The organism is Oceanobacillus sp. M60, from assembly GCF_053839645.1.
Map to the genome: position 1 here is coordinate 350,808 of NZ_JBSSNH010000001.1, position 16,796 is coordinate 367,603.

A 16,796-nucleotide genomic window follows, 5' to 3' on the forward strand; every position below is an offset into this window, starting at 1 on the left:
TCACTCCTCATACAACAGCTTTAATAATTCCTGCAGTTCTTCATAAGGCAATCCGATTTCCTTACTATTCGAAATAACCGCACTCAGCTGCTCTTCAATCACTCTTAATTTCTTCTCCCGGATAACATCTAAATTTTGCTCCGCTACAAACGAACCTTTTCCGACAATGGAATAGATGAACCCTGACTTCTCCAACTCTTCATAAGCCCGCTTTGTTGTAATAACACTTATTTTTAAATCCTTAGCCAGCTGTCTGATGGAGGGCAATGCATCGCCTTCTGCCAGTTCACCTGAAAGAATTGCTGTTTGAATTTGCTTTAATATCTGCTCATAAATCGGCTCTTTAGAGCTGTTTGATATGATAATTTGCATGTCTATACCTCATTTTTCTGATTGTATATCTTCATTATACACAATACAAAAAGTATTGGATAATCTCGTAATGCTAAGCTCCAAGAACGTCGTTTCATTTAGAAAATTTGGGAGAGAGTAATTTTATTCGCTGCAGGATAAGTAAAAATGATGATGAATCAGTCTCTTTTCAACACACTTGAAAAAAGCAGAAAAACCGTCTGCATCACTATGATAACTATACTAAGAAGGGTAATAAAATTATAGATATCAGATGTGTAAAAGTTGAAAATATCGGTAAACCATGCTGACTCCATGATACTGTCCCGAATTCGCATCAAAAGCGAATTATCATCACGCAAATTCGGGCTCCATCCTGCCCCATCAAAAATAACAAGCAAGATTTGTATTCCAATCAAAACACCTACAGTATTTAACCAGTCGCCCAGTGCTTTATGTTTTGACGTTTTTTTCATTAGAACACTTCCTCTATCAGTGTATATATACGATATAAACAATATACACGTATTAAACCATCTTTTTATACTTTTTTCAACCATAGAAAAAGACCAGGAATTCTCCTGGCCCTCACATTTCTTTTTTTCAAGCTGTAAAAAAATGAAACACCATTACAAGCAAAACGATTCCTGAAATCTCGTGGTCTCAAATTAATGATTATATCTCGTGTTAAATACTTAAATTTTCGGGGATTTTTACAGGAGAGTTAGTCATTCCGGCGTTTGTTACGAATTATACAATAGTGGGAATACGGTGATTCCATCCTTCTGATTTAGACGATGAAATAAAGGTTTCATGTTCTTATTGATTGAACTTTTGTGGGGAAGTTAATGTGATTACGGTTATATCCGTATAATCTCGCAAGGCCGCAGCTCAGCAGTATATTCTGCTGAGCCGATTAGCACTTACGCTTACTTTTGCCTGCATCAGCAACTATTCTTCCAGCTTAAACACTCTTGTCGCCTCGACAGCTTTTTGCCATCCTTTATATAATTTTTCACTTTCATTATTATCCATTTTATCCTCGAATGTTTTCTCTACTTTCCATTGCTTCGCGATTTCCTCCTGGCTTTCCCAGAAGCCGACAGCTAACCCAGCCAGATAAGCGGAGCCAAGCGCGGTTGTCTCCTGAATTTCAGGGCGTTCTACAGTGACGTCCAAAATATCGCTTTGGAACTGCATTAAGAAATCATTTTTCACAGCTCCTCCGTCTACGCGCAGGGTTTTTAATTCAATATCTGAATCTGTCGCCATCGCTTCCATCACATCTCTGGTCTGATAAGCCAGTGACTCTAATGTCGCGCGGATAAAGTGCTCTTTTTTTGTTCCTCTTGTCAAGCCAAATACGGATCCGCGAGCTTCACTATCCCAATATGGCGTTCCTAAACCAACAAAAGCAGGTACGACATAAACACCATCTGTTGTTTTGACCCGTGTTGCAAAATCTTCACTTTCCGGACTTGATTCAATCATTCTTAAACCGTCCCGCAGCCATTGAATAGCAGAGCCAGCTACAAAAATACTTCCTTCTAACGCATAGGTTACTTTTCCATCAACGCCCCAGGCAATGGTTGTTAATAATCCATTTTTTGATTCAACTGGTTTTTCTCCTGTATTCATTAGCAAGAAGCCGCCGGTCCCATACGTATTTTTTGCCATTCCCTGTTCAAAACAAGCCTGCCCAAATAAAGCAGCCTGCTGATCACCGGCAATGCCGGCAATCGGAACTTCCTCACCAAAGAAATGATAGGATACGGTTTTTGTATATTCCTCAGAAGATGGACGTACTTCTGGAAGCATCGATTTCGGTACATCTAAAATGTCTAGCAGTTCTTCGTCCCATTCTAAATCATGGATATTAAACATCAGTGTTCTGGCAGCATTAGAATAGTCTGTCACATGAGTTTGTCCGCCTGAAAACTTATAAATAAGCCACGAATCAACTGTTCCAAATAACAAGTCTCCTGCCTCCGCTTTTTCTCTTGCACCTTCTACATTATCCAGAATCCATTTAACCTTGGTTCCTGAAAAATACGGATCAATCAGGAGTCCTGTCTTCTCCCGGAATGTGTCCTCATAGCCTTGTTCTCTTAACTCCTTACATATAGGCTCTGTCTGACGGGATTGCCAGACAATCGCTTTATAAATTGGACGTTTCGTGTTTTTGTCCCACACGATTGCGGTCTCACGCTGATTGGTAATTCCAATCCCCTCTATTTGATTCGCTTCAACACCTGTTTTATTTAAGACTTCTGCGATACAGCCTAATACAGATGTCCAAATCTCATTGGCATCATGCTCTACCCAGCCTGGTTTTTCAAAGTACTGTTCAAATTCTTTTTGTGCGGTATCGATAATTGCCCCTTTATTATCAAATAAGATCGCACGCGAACTCGTTGTTCCTTGATCAATTGAAAGAATATATTTCTCTGCCATCCCTGTTTCCTCCGTTTATTCATTTAAAATTCACCTGTTCCAAAAGTTCAGGCGTAGTGATTCCATTTATTGCATACCCTAAAATGCTATCTTCTATTCTTATTTATGAGACAGCATGCTTATCTCGATGCTGTTCAGTTACAAAAGCTGTTGCCAGAATAATGGCTACTACAGCAGACATGATCCAAAAGCTTGCACCCATATTTCCATCAAAAAAAGCATGATAGAAAATGGCACCGTATACACCACCGATAATCGGACCAATCACAGGTATCGGTGAATAACTCCAATCCGATCCGCCTTTGCCTGTAATCGGTAAAATAGCATGTGCAATTCTTGGACCCAAATCTCTGGCCGGGTTGATTGCATAACCGGTCGGTCCTCCCAGAGACATCCCAATCGCAACAATTAGTAAACCAACAACTGCCGGATTTAATCCTTCTGTGAATTCGTTTGCACCAATAAATAATAAGCCCATAACCAAAACAAATGTCCCGATTATCTCACTTACTAAATTGGATGGATAGCTTCTCACAGCTGGACCTGTCGCAAATACTCCCAGCTTCGCCCCTTTATCTTCCGTTTCTCTCCAATGTGGAAGATACTGAAAGTAAACAATCATTGCGCCGATAATAGCTCCGAGTATTTGACCAGATATATATGCCGGCACCTTTGCCCAAGGAAATTCGCCAATTGCAGCAAATCCTAATGTTACCGCAGGATTTAAATGGGCATCGGAGATATTCCCTGCCGCATAGACTCCCATCGTCACACCTAAACCCCAGCCTATTGTAACCAATACCCAGCCGGCGCCTGCAGCTTTCGATTTTTTTAATTCTGTGCCAGCGACAACTCCTGCCCCTAAAATGATTAGAATCATTGTCCCAAGCAACTCAGCTGCAAATTCAGACATGTTTATATCCCCCTTGTTAAATAGAATGTTCTATTGATTTTCAACAAGTATGAAGTAAAAATGACAAATAAAAAAGTCCACACAGATACAACCGTCCCTTCTCTCACGAAAAAACGATTTACTGTGTGAACTTTATCTCCGACACAATCCTTAACTTGTCATCCAATACCTTATAACAAAATTAAAACGCTGTCAATAATTTCAATTTTTATATTTGGCAGGCATCATCATTATGTTAATTAAACGCTATCGTCATTTGTCCCAAGTAAATCGCTTTTGATTGGTCTTTTCCGTCTTCCTATCATACATTTCTGTATAATATCTTATTTCATAAGGATTCCCTATAATTTAATAACCATTCACATTTTATGAAACCTTTAAGCAACAGACTTGTATTCCTTTTCATTTTACCCTAATTCAATAAATTAAAAACGCTCCTGCTTTCCTTGAAGAAAGGCAAGAACGTTTTTTACTTTTATTTCTATATTCATCAATACCTGTAGATTTCTTAATTGACGCAAATTACTGCCTTCAGCTACTCTTTTTCATCCCGATTGTCTGACTCCAAATCGGCTTCATATAAATGACTGCGGATTTTAAAGAACTCAAAGGCATGCGTCACAAATACTTTAAGAAGTGCGTAGCCGGGGACAGCTAACAGAATACCAACGACACCAAATAAATTCCCAGCCGTCAGAATAATAAAGATAATCGTAATCGGATGCACACGGAGATTTCTTCCCATAATCTGCGGGGAAATAAATTTCCCTTCAATAAGCTGTACAATGGTCCATACAATAATCAGCTTGATTACCATAAATGGAGAAGTCACAACTGCAACAATCAATGCTGGAGTAATCGCAATTGCTGGTCCGAGGTAAGGAACAACATTTGTAAAAGCAGCAATTAACGCCAACACCGGCGCGTATTCCAATCCAATGATGGTAAATCCGATATACATCAGTACACCTATACAGAAAGCAACAATAATTTGTCCGCGAATAAAACTGCTGATTTGATGATTCATTTCTTTCAAAATCACGTAGGTCGGTTTTCTCATGGAGACTGGTAAAAATTCAAGAAAATAGTGTGGCAGCTTTTCCCCGTCCTTCAATAGATAAAATAAGATGAATGGCAGCGTGACAATTGCTAAAACAATCTCTGTGACGGCACCGATTACACTGCCAATATTGGAAAAGGCGCTGTTCACTAAATCAAGTGAACGGTCAGATAACTGTGTAGCAAATCCTTGCAGATCAATATATTCTACTAATTGAAATTGATTAATGAAATTCCCGCCAATAAAATTATTTACCATTTTTTCAATATCTGAAATAAACGGCGGCAGGCTTGTTATGAAACTTGTAATCTGCTCTCTTAAAAAAGGAAAGACAGAAATGATTAAAATCGTTAAAATTCCAGTAATAACCAGATACAGCATAAAGATAGAATAAATCCGCTTCACATTTTTCTTTTCTAAATAATTAACGATTGGATTTAATAAATAATATAAAATTGCTGATAAAATAATCGGCAGCAATACGGTTTTTAAAAGTACAACAAATGGTGTGAATACAAAGGAAATATGCGTGAAAATAAGTATGTTTAAGCCAATCAACAATAAAATGACTAAAAACACAACGAAGCGGTTATTTAAGAAAAAACGTTTAAATAAATCTATTTTATCGTTAACGGATTTCAATGCAGCACCTTCTCTTTTCCCCATATTTCTAAGTTACTCCTATTATATCGCAAAAACTGACAGGAATCTCTACCCAGCTCACCATTTTTTGCATATTTAGATACGTTAAAATTTTAGTAAACGTTTTTCATGGAGGCGAATAAAACGCAAAAGTTTTTTGATGGGCGAGTAATCCCAGTCCCATCCTCATCTTATCAAAGGCATTCACCGAATTGGTTGATGAATGCCATCATGCCTTAATCCCCATTCTCTAAAACTACCAGCTTTTCATAGGCGTGTTGTCTTTCACTATCTTTATTTTCCTTCTGCTCTTGTAACCTTTGCAGTTCTTCTGCATCAGCTATTCCTGCCATACGCAGCTCTATCGCATAAATTTCCGCTTCTAACGCTTCAATATGCTGTTCCAGCTTCTCTATCATTATTGACGGGTCTTCTATGGTTCTATACGATTTTTTCATTTTTTTATCTGTTTTTTTGTCAGAGGAAAAGACCGTTTCTTGCTTTTCCGATAATTGTTCTTTCCGCTTTTTCTTTGCCCAAGAATAATTCCCCAGATACGTTGATATTTGTTTGTTTTCTATCCAATACAGATAATCAAATTGTTTATCTAAAAAGTAGCGGTCATGGCTGACAGCAATCAGACTTCCTCCAAACCCTTCCAACGTCTCCTCTAATACTTCTCTGGAATCAATATCTAAATGGTTCGTCGGTTCATCCAGTATAAGCGTATTGATGTCCTGATGCATCAGCTGTGCTAAGCGCAGACGCATTTTTTCACCGCCGCTCAATTGTGTAACTTTACGAAAAACATGCTCTCCGTAAAAAAGAAACTTTGCCAGAATATGTCTTGCCTTTCCCTCCGTAACGGAAATTGCTTCACGAAAGGTTTCAAGCACCGTCTGATTCGGGTCAATATCATGAAATACATGCTGTGACAGGTAACCAAATTTCACATTGCTGCCAATCATGACTTCTCCACTATCTGGAGATACATTACCGAGCATCAGCTGAATCAGCGTTGATTTTCCTGTCCCATTTTCCCCAATAATGGCAACACGATCCTGATAACGAATATGCATAGATACATAATTAAAAAGCAGTTTTTCTCCAAATTGCTTCCGCACATCGGTCATCACAACTACATCTTTACCGCTTCGACCCGAGCTGTCTAATTCCATTTGCATCTTTTTTCGGTTTAGCCCCGGCTTATCTATTTTTTCCATTCGCTCCAGCGCGCGTTCCATATTTTTTGCCCGCTTATGCAGTCCTTCATTGGGCGGATTGGCCCGGTTCGCCCACTCCTTCAAACGCTTAATAGCTTCCTTCATTTTCTTAATTTTCTTCTGTTGTTCTTCATAGGCCTGAAACTCCCGGAGCAGGCGCTCTTCCTTTTCCTTCACATAACCGGAGAAATTCGTATGATACACAGCCAGCTCTCCATCCTCTAAATCTAAAATCCGCTCCACGACTTCATCGAGAAAATAGCGGTCATGGGAGATGACAACCACAGTTCCCTTATAGTTATTTAAAAATTCACCAAGCCATTCCACTGCCTGCAGGTCTAAATGGTTTGTCGGTTCATCCAGTAATAGTAAATCTGGATTCTGAAGAAGAATCTTCGCTAAGCCAACCTTTGTTTTTTCACCGCCGCTGATTTGGTCAAAAGGCATTTGTAATAAATCATGAATGTGCAAGCCCGTCGTAATCCGATCAATATTTGCTTCTAATTCATATCCGCCAAGCACAGTGAATCGTTCCTGCGCTTCACCATATGCCTTAATAGCTGCAGTCATATCCTGTTCTGATTCCGGGCTCTGCATCGCCTGCTCCAGATGCTTCATTTGTTTTTCCAAAGCTACTATTTCCTCATTAGACTGTTTTAGCACTTCAAATACACTGATGCCTTCCCCCGGATGAGGTATCTGTTCTAAATAACCGATGGTCGTCGCTTTTTTCCAATGAATATTTCCTTCGTCCTGCTTTGTAATTCCTGCCATTAACCGTAACAGTGTCGTCTTGCCGCCTCCATTCCTGCCGACAATTCCGATTCGCTCCTTTTCTTTTACTTCCAATGTTAAATCTTCAAATATGATATTTCCTCCGTACATTTTCTTAACCTGATTCATTTGACAAATCATTATTTATTCCCCTTTACCTTCTCTGCCGAAGATAAAGACAGCAAAAAGCACACAAAGAGCGTACCTCTCTGTGTGCTTTCAGACGTCACTTTATTTCACATAACCGTACTTTATCCGATGCAGAGATGCTTTTTTGCTTTCGTATTTGCTATTAAATTGCTAAAAAAGGACAGACGTATCCCGCAGGCAGCAAATAGCGCAAATTTCGCACGGCAGTAATATAAGAATTCCATCCAGTCTCCGCACGATTTCTCAAGCCCTAAAAACATCTCTACACCTCCATTTCTCTCATAAATTATATTCATTATATAGAATTTTTGTGCTCCATGCAAACTTTTCCCAGTGTATTGTTTCACAGTTCAGGATCCATTGTGAAATTTATTAAATTTAGATTAACCATTTAAAATAATTTAAAATTCTAATATTAGTATAGATATTCTCTTATTTTCAGCTATACTCAGAATAGAAGGAGGCTTTTAAAAATGCTGACACCAAATAAGACCATTCAGGATTCCATTGTATTTATTCAGCAGAATTTAGATCAGGACCTCTCACTCAACGTTCTTGCTGATGAAGCAGCTTACAGTCCATTTCATTTTTCCCGTATGTTTAAACGGCAGATCGGCGTATCACCGATGTACTTTATTTCCAGTTTACGCTTGCAGCTTGCCAAGACATTATTATTAGACACCGCTTTTCCTATCCGGGATATCGGTCTTGAAATCGGCCAGCAAAGCCTCGGTACCTTTACAACACGCTTTACCAAAAGTATTGGAATGACACCTGCCTCCTTTCGTGCTTCTCTTCAGCACCCGGAAGCATATATGACTGATTTAAAGCAAAATAAATGGGAGCCTCCATCCATGCATACTGCTTCTACCCGCCAATTATCTGGATCGATTCAGACAGATGAACCATTCAACGGTATTATTCTGGCGGGGCTATTTCCAAAGCCGATTCCAGAAGGACTGCCAGTCCGCGGCACCTTATTAATACATTCTCATTCTTTTCATTTAACGAATATTCCTGTTGGCACCTATTTTCTGATGGCAACGGCTATTTCATGGGAAATGGATTCCAAAAAGATTCTTATCCCGCAAGAAACATTACGTGCACGCCATCCCTATCCCATCAGTATTGATGGAAAACGTTCACTGCCCGAAACCCGCCTGATTATGAGAAAACCGGAAATTACAGACCCGCCCATCCTTATTTCGTTACCATTACTCATGAAACATTTCCTGCAGCAGTCACCGATTTCACATTAAATTATTTTAAATGGAGCAATCGAGAAGAAATCAGTGTAAACAACTGCTGCTATACTAAAAAAAAGAGAAAAGGAGTGAAGAAAATTGACCGTTACTAGGCAATTAATGGAAAAGTTTAACACTGCTTTCGCCAACGGAGAAGTTGATTTTATTTTTGAAGCAGCCGCAGACGATATTATCATGAATGAAGTTGGTCAAGGTATTAGTGAAGGAAAAGCAGCTTTTATTGAAAAAATGGAGCCGATGCGCGGTTATAAGGCAGATGTCTATAAGGTTTACCGAACACTCATTGAAGGAAATACAGCTGTTGTGGAGGGTGAAATGCAGTTTACAGATGAAGATGGGTCTGTCACTTATTATTTTAATGACTGGTATACGTTTGAGAATGAAAAATTAAAAAACCTTACTGCCTATATGATTAAACAGACCTAGGAGGAGAATACGATGCCTGCAGGAGTATACGCTTATATAACAATGGATGGTACCGGAAAAGAAGCAATCGATTTTTATAAAGAAGCACTGGATGCTGAAGTATTAGGGGTACAAACATTTGGCGACCTGCCTGAGAATCCGGAATTTGCTCTTCCGGTTGAAGCAAAGAACCGTATCCTGCATGCCCAGATACAAATAGGAAATACGTATTTTATGCTGTCTGATACTTTTCCAGGGCAGCCCCTTGAGACGGGTTCACAGGTCCACGTTTGTGTTACATTAGAAGACGCCGGCAAATCTAAAGATACATTTGAGAAATTGCAGCAAGGAGGCAAGGTGCTTATGCCGCTTCAAGAGACACATTGGAGCCCTGCTTATGGACAGGTGCAAGATAAATTCGGGATTACCTGGCAAATATCAACGAATCTGCAGGAATGCATGTAAGTTAGATTCTAAAGCAGATGAAATGTATCTCCACCTTCTCTTACCTTTATCAGGTAGGAGTTTTTTCTTTAAGGAGAAATTTTAAAAACAACGGATAAAAAGTGGTTACCGGATAAAATTTTATATTGTTCAAAACAGGTGAAAAATGCAATAATACCAGATAAATACTATTTATAATAAACGAAAAAAGGATGGGAAATCGTTGGCTTTTATTGGTTTATTGCTTTGCATTGCAGCTTTGTTTGTTATTTTCTTAAAATTAAAGAGTGTTTTAACTGGTGAATTAGTAGAAGGAAAAATTGTAGGATATAACCGCGGTGCGAAAGGCCGCTATAGCATCGTCGCCTACAATTATAGAGTTTTACTGGAATATAATGACGAACTGTATTATGTTACCTCTATTGATACTTTTACTGCAACAGACGGTGTAATACCCAGAAAGTATTTGGGAATGTATTGCTGGGCTTATTTTAACCCGAAGGCACCAGATAAAAGAGTGGCTTTAAAAGGTTTTCATCGTTTAGAATGGATGGCCTTCTCTCTATTTTTGCTGGGAGCTTTGATTATTATCATCGATTTGGCCAGGATGCTTTAAACCAAACGCCGCCGAATACATAGATGGAAACGATTGAACGGTAAAGACAAATTGTTTGAATTTTCCGGAGCAGACAGGTAGGATTTTAAGTATAAGCGAAGGGAGAGTATATACAGATGACATATCAAATTCCAGAAATCACATTACATGACGGTGTTCAAATTCCTGCTGTCGGCTTTGGTACGTACAAGCTGAAAGGACAGCAAGGCGCACAAGCAATCAATACGGCAATCACAAATGGCTACCGCTTGATCGATACAGCGTACAACTATGAAAATGAAGCTACCGTTGGAGAAGCCGTACGTCGTAGCTCCGTACCACGTGAAGAATTAGTTATCACATCAAAGCTTCCCGGACGTTATCATCATTATGATGATGCCATTGTTACGATTCAAGAATCCTTATTCCGCGCTAATCTGGATTATTATGATTTATACTTGATTCACTGGCCAAATCCCATTCAGGATAACTATGTGGAAGCCTGGCAAGCGTTAATTGATGCACAGAAATTTGGTTATATCCGTTCCATCGGTGTGTGCAACTTCTTACCAGAACATTTAGAGCGGCTTGAAAAAGAAACAGGGATTTTGCCGACTGTGAACCAAATTGAATTACATCCGCGATTCAATCAGGCAGAGCAGTTGAAATGGGATACGGACCATCAGATTGTAACAGAATCCTGGAGCCCTTTATCCAGAGCAAGCGACCTCCTGCAGGATGAAACCTTACAAAAAATTGCTGAAAAGCATCACAAAACAATCTCACAAATTATTCTCCGCTGGCACTATCAGCTGGGAGCGGTGGCAATCCCTAAATCAGCGTCACCAGTCCGCCAGAAGGAAAATATTTCTATATTTGACTTTGAATTAAGTAATGAAGAGATGACGATAATCAACAATTTTACCAAGACAGATGGGCGTTTGAAGGATCAAGACCCGGCTGTTTATGAAGAGTTTTAAAAGATTAAAAAATAGAAGACAAGTTTCACCTGTAAATAAAGAAATCACTTATACGAAAGGAGGCTGTTGTGCAATGAGGTAATCGATTGTACGGCAGCTCTTTTTATTTCTTACTTCCATTTATTCATTTCATAAAGGAGTGGCTAACTCATGGCAAATTTGACACGCGGTATTGACCATATAGGAATTACAGTACCAGATATTGAAGAAGCAACAACATTTTTCAAAAAAGCTTTCCATGCAAAAATTGCTTACGATAATAAGAAATTAGGCGACGAACCGCAGCAGGGAGAAGCTGTTGAAAAAACGTTAGGTCTGAAAAATGGGGCGAAGGTGATCCATATACGGATTCTTTCTTTTGACAATGGTTCCAACATAGAGCTTTTTCATTTTAAAGATACCGAACAAAGAGAACCTGTTATTGCCTCTGATTTTGGAGTCCAGCACGTTGCATTCTATGTTGATGATATCCAGCAGTCAGCTGACGCTTTTGTGGAAGCAGGCGGCGAATTATTAACAGAACCTGGCGAGCTATTAGGGGATGTAGAAAACGGATCTGGAGAATTTGTTTATGGCCGTGCACCATGGGGCATGCTGATTGAGTTAATAAGCTATAATCCGAATCAATTGGATTATCCTGAAGATAGTGAAGCAAAAAGATTTACACCGTGAAAATCTATTTTATTTATATATCCAGTTTTAATTTGGAGTTTTGAATGAAATGTAGTCATTTTGATAAAGATGCATTTAGAACTATTTCTCCAGTCTTTTAAAGATTACTTTCTGAGAGACCCACAGCTAATACAGTGGGTCTCTCAGGTACTCATACACTTTTTTCACAGTGCCCTACTATTTCTATAAAAAAGAGTTTGCACTGAAATACTGATGTATATTCCCTTAAAACATTAAAGGACGTATTGCAAAATTGCATCGAACTTCACCAAGCCAGTCTAAAAACACTTCTTGTTTGTGTCCTTGTCATTCCGCACTCTCTTGGATGTTACCATCATTATGATGATAACATTGTTACGATTCAAGAATCCTTATTCCACGCTAATTTGGATTATTATAATTTATATACTTGATTCACTGGTCAAATACCATTCAGAGTAACTATCTGGAAGCCTGGCAAGCATTGATTGGAGAATAGAAATTAGGTTATAACCATTCCATTGGTGTATGCAATTTCTTACTAGAGCATTTAGAATGGCTTGAAAAAGAAACTGGGATTTTGCTGAACTGAACCAAATTGAATTACATCCGCGATTCAATCAGGCAGAGCAATTGAAATGGAATACGGATTATCGGGTTATAACAGAATCTTAGCGTCCTTTATCCAGAGCAAACGACCCCAGCAGTATAAAACATTACAAAAAATTGACGAAAAACATCACATAGCAATCTCACAAACTATTCTCCGCTACACTATCTACTTGGAGAAATGACAATCCCTAAATCACCGTCACCAATTCACCAAAAGGAAAATATCTTTATCTATGACTTTGAATTAAGCTAGGCGTTTGAAAGCTCAAGCTCCGACTGTATATGAAGAGTTTTAAGGTGACATAACAAGAATAGAGGTCTTCCTCAATAGTAGAGAAAAGACCTTTTTTCTTTTGAAAACACATGAAGGCACAGTTTAAAAGGGACTACTCATGTCAAAATATTATTTGATATATATCACATTTCAAAAAGCTATCCTATCCATTAATTGAGAATAATAGTTGTAACAATCTGACCTAAATACTATAATTTAATTTAATATTCTTCATAAAGGGGATTACTTCTATGTTAAGAGATGACCAGTTAAATGTATTATGGATTTCCAGAATTGATTATGAGAAAAAAACAGGCGTGGCTATGCATACTCATAATGATATTTTTCAACTATTATTCGTTATTGATGGAAATGGCAAAATTATTTTAAACAATCAAGAATATGAATTACTCCCTCAAAATGTATATTTAATGTTTCCTGATGATGAACATAGCTTTTATTTTCAAGAACCTTCATCTACCATTGATATTAAATTCTCCATCACCGATTCTAAATTGTACAATTTTATTACAAATAGTAAGGTTCCATTCCCCTATTTTTTAAATGATTATTCCAAAATTAAAGAACTTTTTAAAACATCCCTTTTTAAAGAACATAATGATTGCAATCTAACTTCCTTTCGAGTAGATATGCTTTTTAAAGATTTTTTAGTATCACTTATACAAAAGAATCATTCTCAACAGCAAACATCTGAAGTAACAAATCAGATAAGCATTGAATTCCATACGGATTTTCCAATACAAAATTATATACTACAGAATTTACACGAATCTATTTCCCTAGACGATATTTCCAAAGAGTTTGGATATCATCCTCATTATATTATTGATTTGTTTAAGAAAAAGTTTAACGTTACGCCAATGAAATATTTACAACATTTACGTATTGAAAAAGCGAAAGAATTTTTGGAGTTGAGCAGTTTACCAATTAGTGAAATAGCTGAAAGAATTGGTCTATCAATCCCCTATTTCTCAAGGCTATTCAACTCTATTGAAGGTACATCTCCCTCTGACTACCGCAACCAAACCCGGACGGTAGTTGGTAAAGACATTGTACTTGACGATAGTTTCTATTTGTCTTTATCACAGCAACCAGATATCATTGATGAAAAATAAACTAAATTAATTTAATAAACTTGGTATAAATAATGTAAGTTGTGGTATAAAAGCGACTATAAGTAATATCACAAACATGACTATATAAAACGGCACTAAGGCTTTAACCACTTTTTCAACAGGAATATTTGCAACAGAACTACCAACAAAAAGTGCTCCACCAACGGGAGGCGATACAAGACCAATAGCCATACAAATCATCATCATAATTCCATAGTGAATGGAATCTATTCCTATATCATGAGCAATTGGCAAAAGAATTGGTGTTGTAATTAATATAATTGGTGCTACATCCAATATCATTCCTAACAGGATCAAGATTAATAATATAATTAATGTAATCATTATCGGGCTCTTAGTCAGTGATAATAAAAATTCTGATAACATTGTCGGAACACGCAGTAATGCTAATAACCATGCAAACCCGCTGGACGTTGCTATTAGAAAAAGAACCAATGCAAGCGTTTTAAATGTTCTTAATAATACGGGAATCATTAAAGAAATACGGTTTTCCCGATTAAATACAAAACTGATTAAAAAAGCATAAATAACGGCAATGGCTGCTGATTCTGTAACTGTAAAAATTCCTGTCACAATCCCGCCAATAATAATAACACCCGTTATAATCGCTGGGACCCCATGAATAAATGCCATGATAAACTGTTTAAATGTAGAAGCAGTTTCTTTTGGATAATTTCTTTTTACTGCAATAATGTAGGCCACAAAAATTAATCCTAAACCTAATAGGATTCCCGGTATAACACCTGCCAAGAATAAAGATGATATCGAAATACCACCACCTGCAGCAAGTGCATAAATAATCATATTATGGCTTGGTGGAATAACAATACCCTGTGTGGAAGATGCTACTGTGACAGCAACAGAATAATCTGTATGGTATCCTTTCTTTTTCATCATTGGCACAAGAATGGAGCTACTGGCAGAAGCATCCGCTAAGGCTGATCCTGATACTCCACCAAATAACATACTAGAACCCACATTGGCCATTCCCAGACCGCCACGAAAGCGTCCGACAACTGTATCTGCTAATCGAATAAGACGGTCTGTAATTCCACCAACATTCATAATTTCTCCTGCCAAGATGAAAAAAGGTATTGCTAGAAGTGGGAAACTATTTACTCCGGCTACCATTTGCTGGATTAAAATGGATAAAGAAATATCCATTTGCAACGTAACGACGATAGAAGTTATTCCCATCGCCAAAGCTACTGGAACACCAAATATTAATAAAACTAGAAATAACCCGATTAACGTCAATAAAACCATTTATGTCACCTTCTTTAATGGGGTAGGTCTCTTGTTTTTCTTAGAAACCAATTCAATAATGATATATACAACGACAATTACTCCAGCAACTGGCATCGATACATACAACATAGCGGATGATACATTTAGTCCCGAAATCATCGAATTCTGCATTTCACCGGAAAATTTATATCCTTCAAAAAGCATAAAAATCCCAAATAATAATGCAAGAATTCTTTGAAAAAATACAATCACTTTTTGTATTTTTTCCGGGAACTTTTCCACGATTAAATTTACTCTTATATGTGAGTTGTCTACTATTCCAATTGCTATTCCAATAAATCCAATCCAAACCATTAACATCAGTGATAAAGGTTGAACCCATGGCGGGGTATAATTAAATCCGAAACGGACAACGACTTGATAAAAAATAATAATCGTCATCAAAACTAAGAATACACACACAATAAACTCAATAGCTTTTTTTATTTTATTTAAAATGCTAAACATATGTTGTCCCTCTTTCAATTTGATAGAAAGGGAGAAGTTAATTTTTAATTCTTCTCCTTCTATCGTTAGTTATCTCGCACTTTCAATGTCTGTAAACATATCACCATACTGTTCTTCATAAGCATTATACAATTCTTGTACATTCTCTCTAAATTGTTCTCTATCTTTCTCAGACAATTCGATAATATTATTACCTGCTTCTACTGCAATGTCCTCTGCTTCTTCTGTATATGCATCAAATTCTTCCATTTGAACTTCTTCTGATTCCAACGCTGCTTGTGCAATAATCTCTTGCTGTTCTTCAGATAATGTATCCCATGAATCCTTGCTCATAAATAGAACACCAGGTATACGTAAATGTTCAGATAGCGTGAAATTTTCTGCAATCTCATAATGTCCATCTGCTACATAAGTGTTAATATTATTTTCTCCACCATCTACAACACCTGTCTGTATCCCACTATATACTTCAGATGCAGCCAACGGTGTTGGAGAAACATCTAATTCATTAAATGCTTCAATTAATATATCATTTTGCATTACTCGAATCGATTTTCCTTTTAGATCATCCAAGTTTTCTACAGGATCTGTCGTATAAAAGTTTCTTGCTCCTGCATCGTAAAAAGCGAGCCCAACGAGATTTGCTTCTTCTAAACTATTAAATAACGTGTCTCTTAAAGAAAAATCCAGCGCATCCCATAAATGTTCTCTACTATCAAATAGGAACGGGAAACTGAAAATACCAAATTCATCTGCAAACTGTGAAATTGGTCCTGCATTAGCTCTACCTATATCAATAATTCCAGTTTGTGTTTGTTCAATTGTTGTCACTTCATCCCCTAGCTGCCCCCCTGTATAGACATCAATTGTTATTGCTCCATTAGACAACTCAGCTACTCGATCAGCAAAGTCATAAATTGCAACAGCATCTGGATAATCATTTACTTGTGTCTCTGACAAACGCAACGTGATTTCATCTCCACTCGATTCTTCTCCGTCGGCGTCTCCAGACGAACAAGCTATTAAAACCATAGATATTAATAGAATGAACAAACCTACAAGAATGGATTTTATTTTAAACATACATATCT

At 37.6% G+C, this 16,796-nt stretch carries 17 protein-coding genes; 7 read left to right on the top strand and 10 right to left on the bottom strand.

Going from position 1 to position 16,796, the window contains the following annotated elements; genetic code table 11:
• The 7 genes from ACW0TQ_RS01810 to ACW0TQ_RS01840 all read right to left on the bottom strand — a co-directional run bounded on the left by ACW0TQ_RS01810 (window position 1) and on the right by ACW0TQ_RS01840 (window position 7,863).
• Window positions 1-372, bottom strand: coding sequence for a GntR family transcriptional regulator (locus ACW0TQ_RS01810; protein WP_042531893.1), 372 nt, complete (start codon window positions 370-372; stop codon window positions 1-3).
• A 158-nt stretch (window positions 373-530) separates the two neighbouring features.
• A complete protein-coding gene (locus ACW0TQ_RS01815; protein ID WP_042531891.1) occupies window positions 531-827 on the bottom strand; it encodes a YfzA family protein in 297 nt (98 codons plus the stop codon).
• 475 nt (window positions 828-1,302) lie between these two features.
• Window positions 1,303-2,805 carry a glycerol kinase GlpK gene (glpK, locus tag ACW0TQ_RS01820; RefSeq protein ID WP_042531888.1) on the bottom strand — a complete coding sequence of 501 codons (1,503 nt, stop codon included), beginning with the start codon at window positions 2,803-2,805 and terminating at the stop codon, window positions 1,303-1,305.
• A 103-nt stretch (window positions 2,806-2,908) separates the two neighbouring features.
• The gene (locus ACW0TQ_RS01825) at window positions 2,909-3,718 is read right to left on the bottom strand and encodes an MIP/aquaporin family protein (RefSeq protein WP_212928654.1); all 810 of its coding nucleotides are present in this window, start codon (window positions 3,716-3,718) and stop codon (window positions 2,909-2,911) included.
• A gap of 535 nt (window positions 3,719-4,253) precedes the next feature.
• Complete coding sequence (locus ACW0TQ_RS01830) at window positions 4,254-5,444, bottom strand: AI-2E family transporter (RefSeq protein WP_139089061.1); 1,191 nt, start codon at window positions 5,442-5,444, stop codon at window positions 4,254-4,256.
• Window positions 5,445-5,656: 212 nt separating this feature from the next.
• Window positions 5,657-7,561: a ribosomal protection-like ABC-F family protein gene (gene abc-f / locus ACW0TQ_RS01835; RefSeq protein WP_276540066.1), complete on the bottom strand. Its 1,905-nt coding sequence runs from the start codon at window positions 7,559-7,561 to the stop codon at window positions 5,657-5,659.
• 107 nt (window positions 7,562-7,668) lie between these two features.
• Window positions 7,669-7,863 (bottom strand): RAxF-45 family protein, encoded by a 195-nt coding sequence (locus ACW0TQ_RS01840; protein WP_306432761.1) that lies wholly within the window; start codon window positions 7,861-7,863, stop codon window positions 7,669-7,671.
• A 177-nt stretch (window positions 7,864-8,040) separates the two neighbouring features.
• Here ACW0TQ_RS01840 and ACW0TQ_RS01845 point away from each other — a divergent pair, with 177 nt between their 5' ends.
• The 7 genes from ACW0TQ_RS01845 to ACW0TQ_RS01875 all read left to right on the top strand — a co-directional run bounded on the left by ACW0TQ_RS01845 (window position 8,041) and on the right by ACW0TQ_RS01875 (window position 13,929).
• Complete coding sequence (locus tag ACW0TQ_RS01845) at window positions 8,041-8,826, top strand: helix-turn-helix transcriptional regulator (protein ID WP_455725278.1); 786 nt, start codon at window positions 8,041-8,043, stop codon at window positions 8,824-8,826.
• Between the two features lie 84 nt (window positions 8,827-8,910).
• Window positions 8,911-9,258: a nuclear transport factor 2 family protein gene (locus ACW0TQ_RS01850; RefSeq protein ID WP_139089059.1), complete on the top strand. Its 348-nt coding sequence runs from the start codon at window positions 8,911-8,913 to the stop codon at window positions 9,256-9,258.
• A gap of 12 nt (window positions 9,259-9,270) precedes the next feature.
• On the top strand, window positions 9,271-9,702 hold the full coding sequence (locus tag ACW0TQ_RS01855; RefSeq protein WP_042531879.1) for a VOC family protein: 432 nt from the start codon (window positions 9,271-9,273) through the stop codon (window positions 9,700-9,702).
• Window positions 9,703-9,904: 202 nt separating this feature from the next.
• Window positions 9,905-10,297 carry a DUF3592 domain-containing protein gene (locus tag ACW0TQ_RS01860; protein WP_042531877.1) on the top strand — a complete coding sequence of 131 codons (393 nt, stop codon included), beginning with the start codon at window positions 9,905-9,907 and terminating at the stop codon, window positions 10,295-10,297.
• 116 nt (window positions 10,298-10,413) lie between these two features.
• Window positions 10,414-11,256, top strand: a complete 843-nt coding sequence (locus ACW0TQ_RS01865; RefSeq protein WP_042531875.1) for an aldo/keto reductase — start codon at window positions 10,414-10,416, stop codon at window positions 11,254-11,256.
• A gap of 150 nt (window positions 11,257-11,406) precedes the next feature.
• Window positions 11,407-11,928 (top strand): VOC family protein, encoded by a 522-nt coding sequence (locus ACW0TQ_RS01870; RefSeq protein WP_042531873.1) that lies wholly within the window; start codon window positions 11,407-11,409, stop codon window positions 11,926-11,928.
• Between the two features lie 1,116 nt (window positions 11,929-13,044).
• Window positions 13,045-13,929, top strand: coding sequence for an AraC family transcriptional regulator (locus ACW0TQ_RS01875; RefSeq protein ID WP_193064046.1), 885 nt, complete (start codon window positions 13,045-13,047; stop codon window positions 13,927-13,929).
• A gap of 6 nt (window positions 13,930-13,935) precedes the next feature.
• On the opposite strand, the gene ACW0TQ_RS01880 is transcribed toward ACW0TQ_RS01875, so the two are convergent.
• The 3 genes from ACW0TQ_RS01880 to ACW0TQ_RS01890 form a co-directional block, all read right to left on the bottom strand.
• Complete coding sequence (locus tag ACW0TQ_RS01880) at window positions 13,936-15,216, bottom strand: TRAP transporter large permease (protein WP_455725279.1); 1,281 nt, start codon at window positions 15,214-15,216, stop codon at window positions 13,936-13,938.
• On the bottom strand, window positions 15,217-15,705 hold the full coding sequence (locus ACW0TQ_RS01885) for a TRAP transporter small permease (protein WP_193064048.1): 489 nt from the start codon (window positions 15,703-15,705) through the stop codon (window positions 15,217-15,219).
• A 69-nt stretch (window positions 15,706-15,774) separates the two neighbouring features.
• Window positions 15,775-16,788: a TRAP transporter substrate-binding protein gene (locus tag ACW0TQ_RS01890; RefSeq protein WP_455725280.1), complete on the bottom strand. Its 1,014-nt coding sequence runs from the start codon at window positions 16,786-16,788 to the stop codon at window positions 15,775-15,777.
• Window positions 16,789-16,796: the final 8 nt, after the last annotated feature.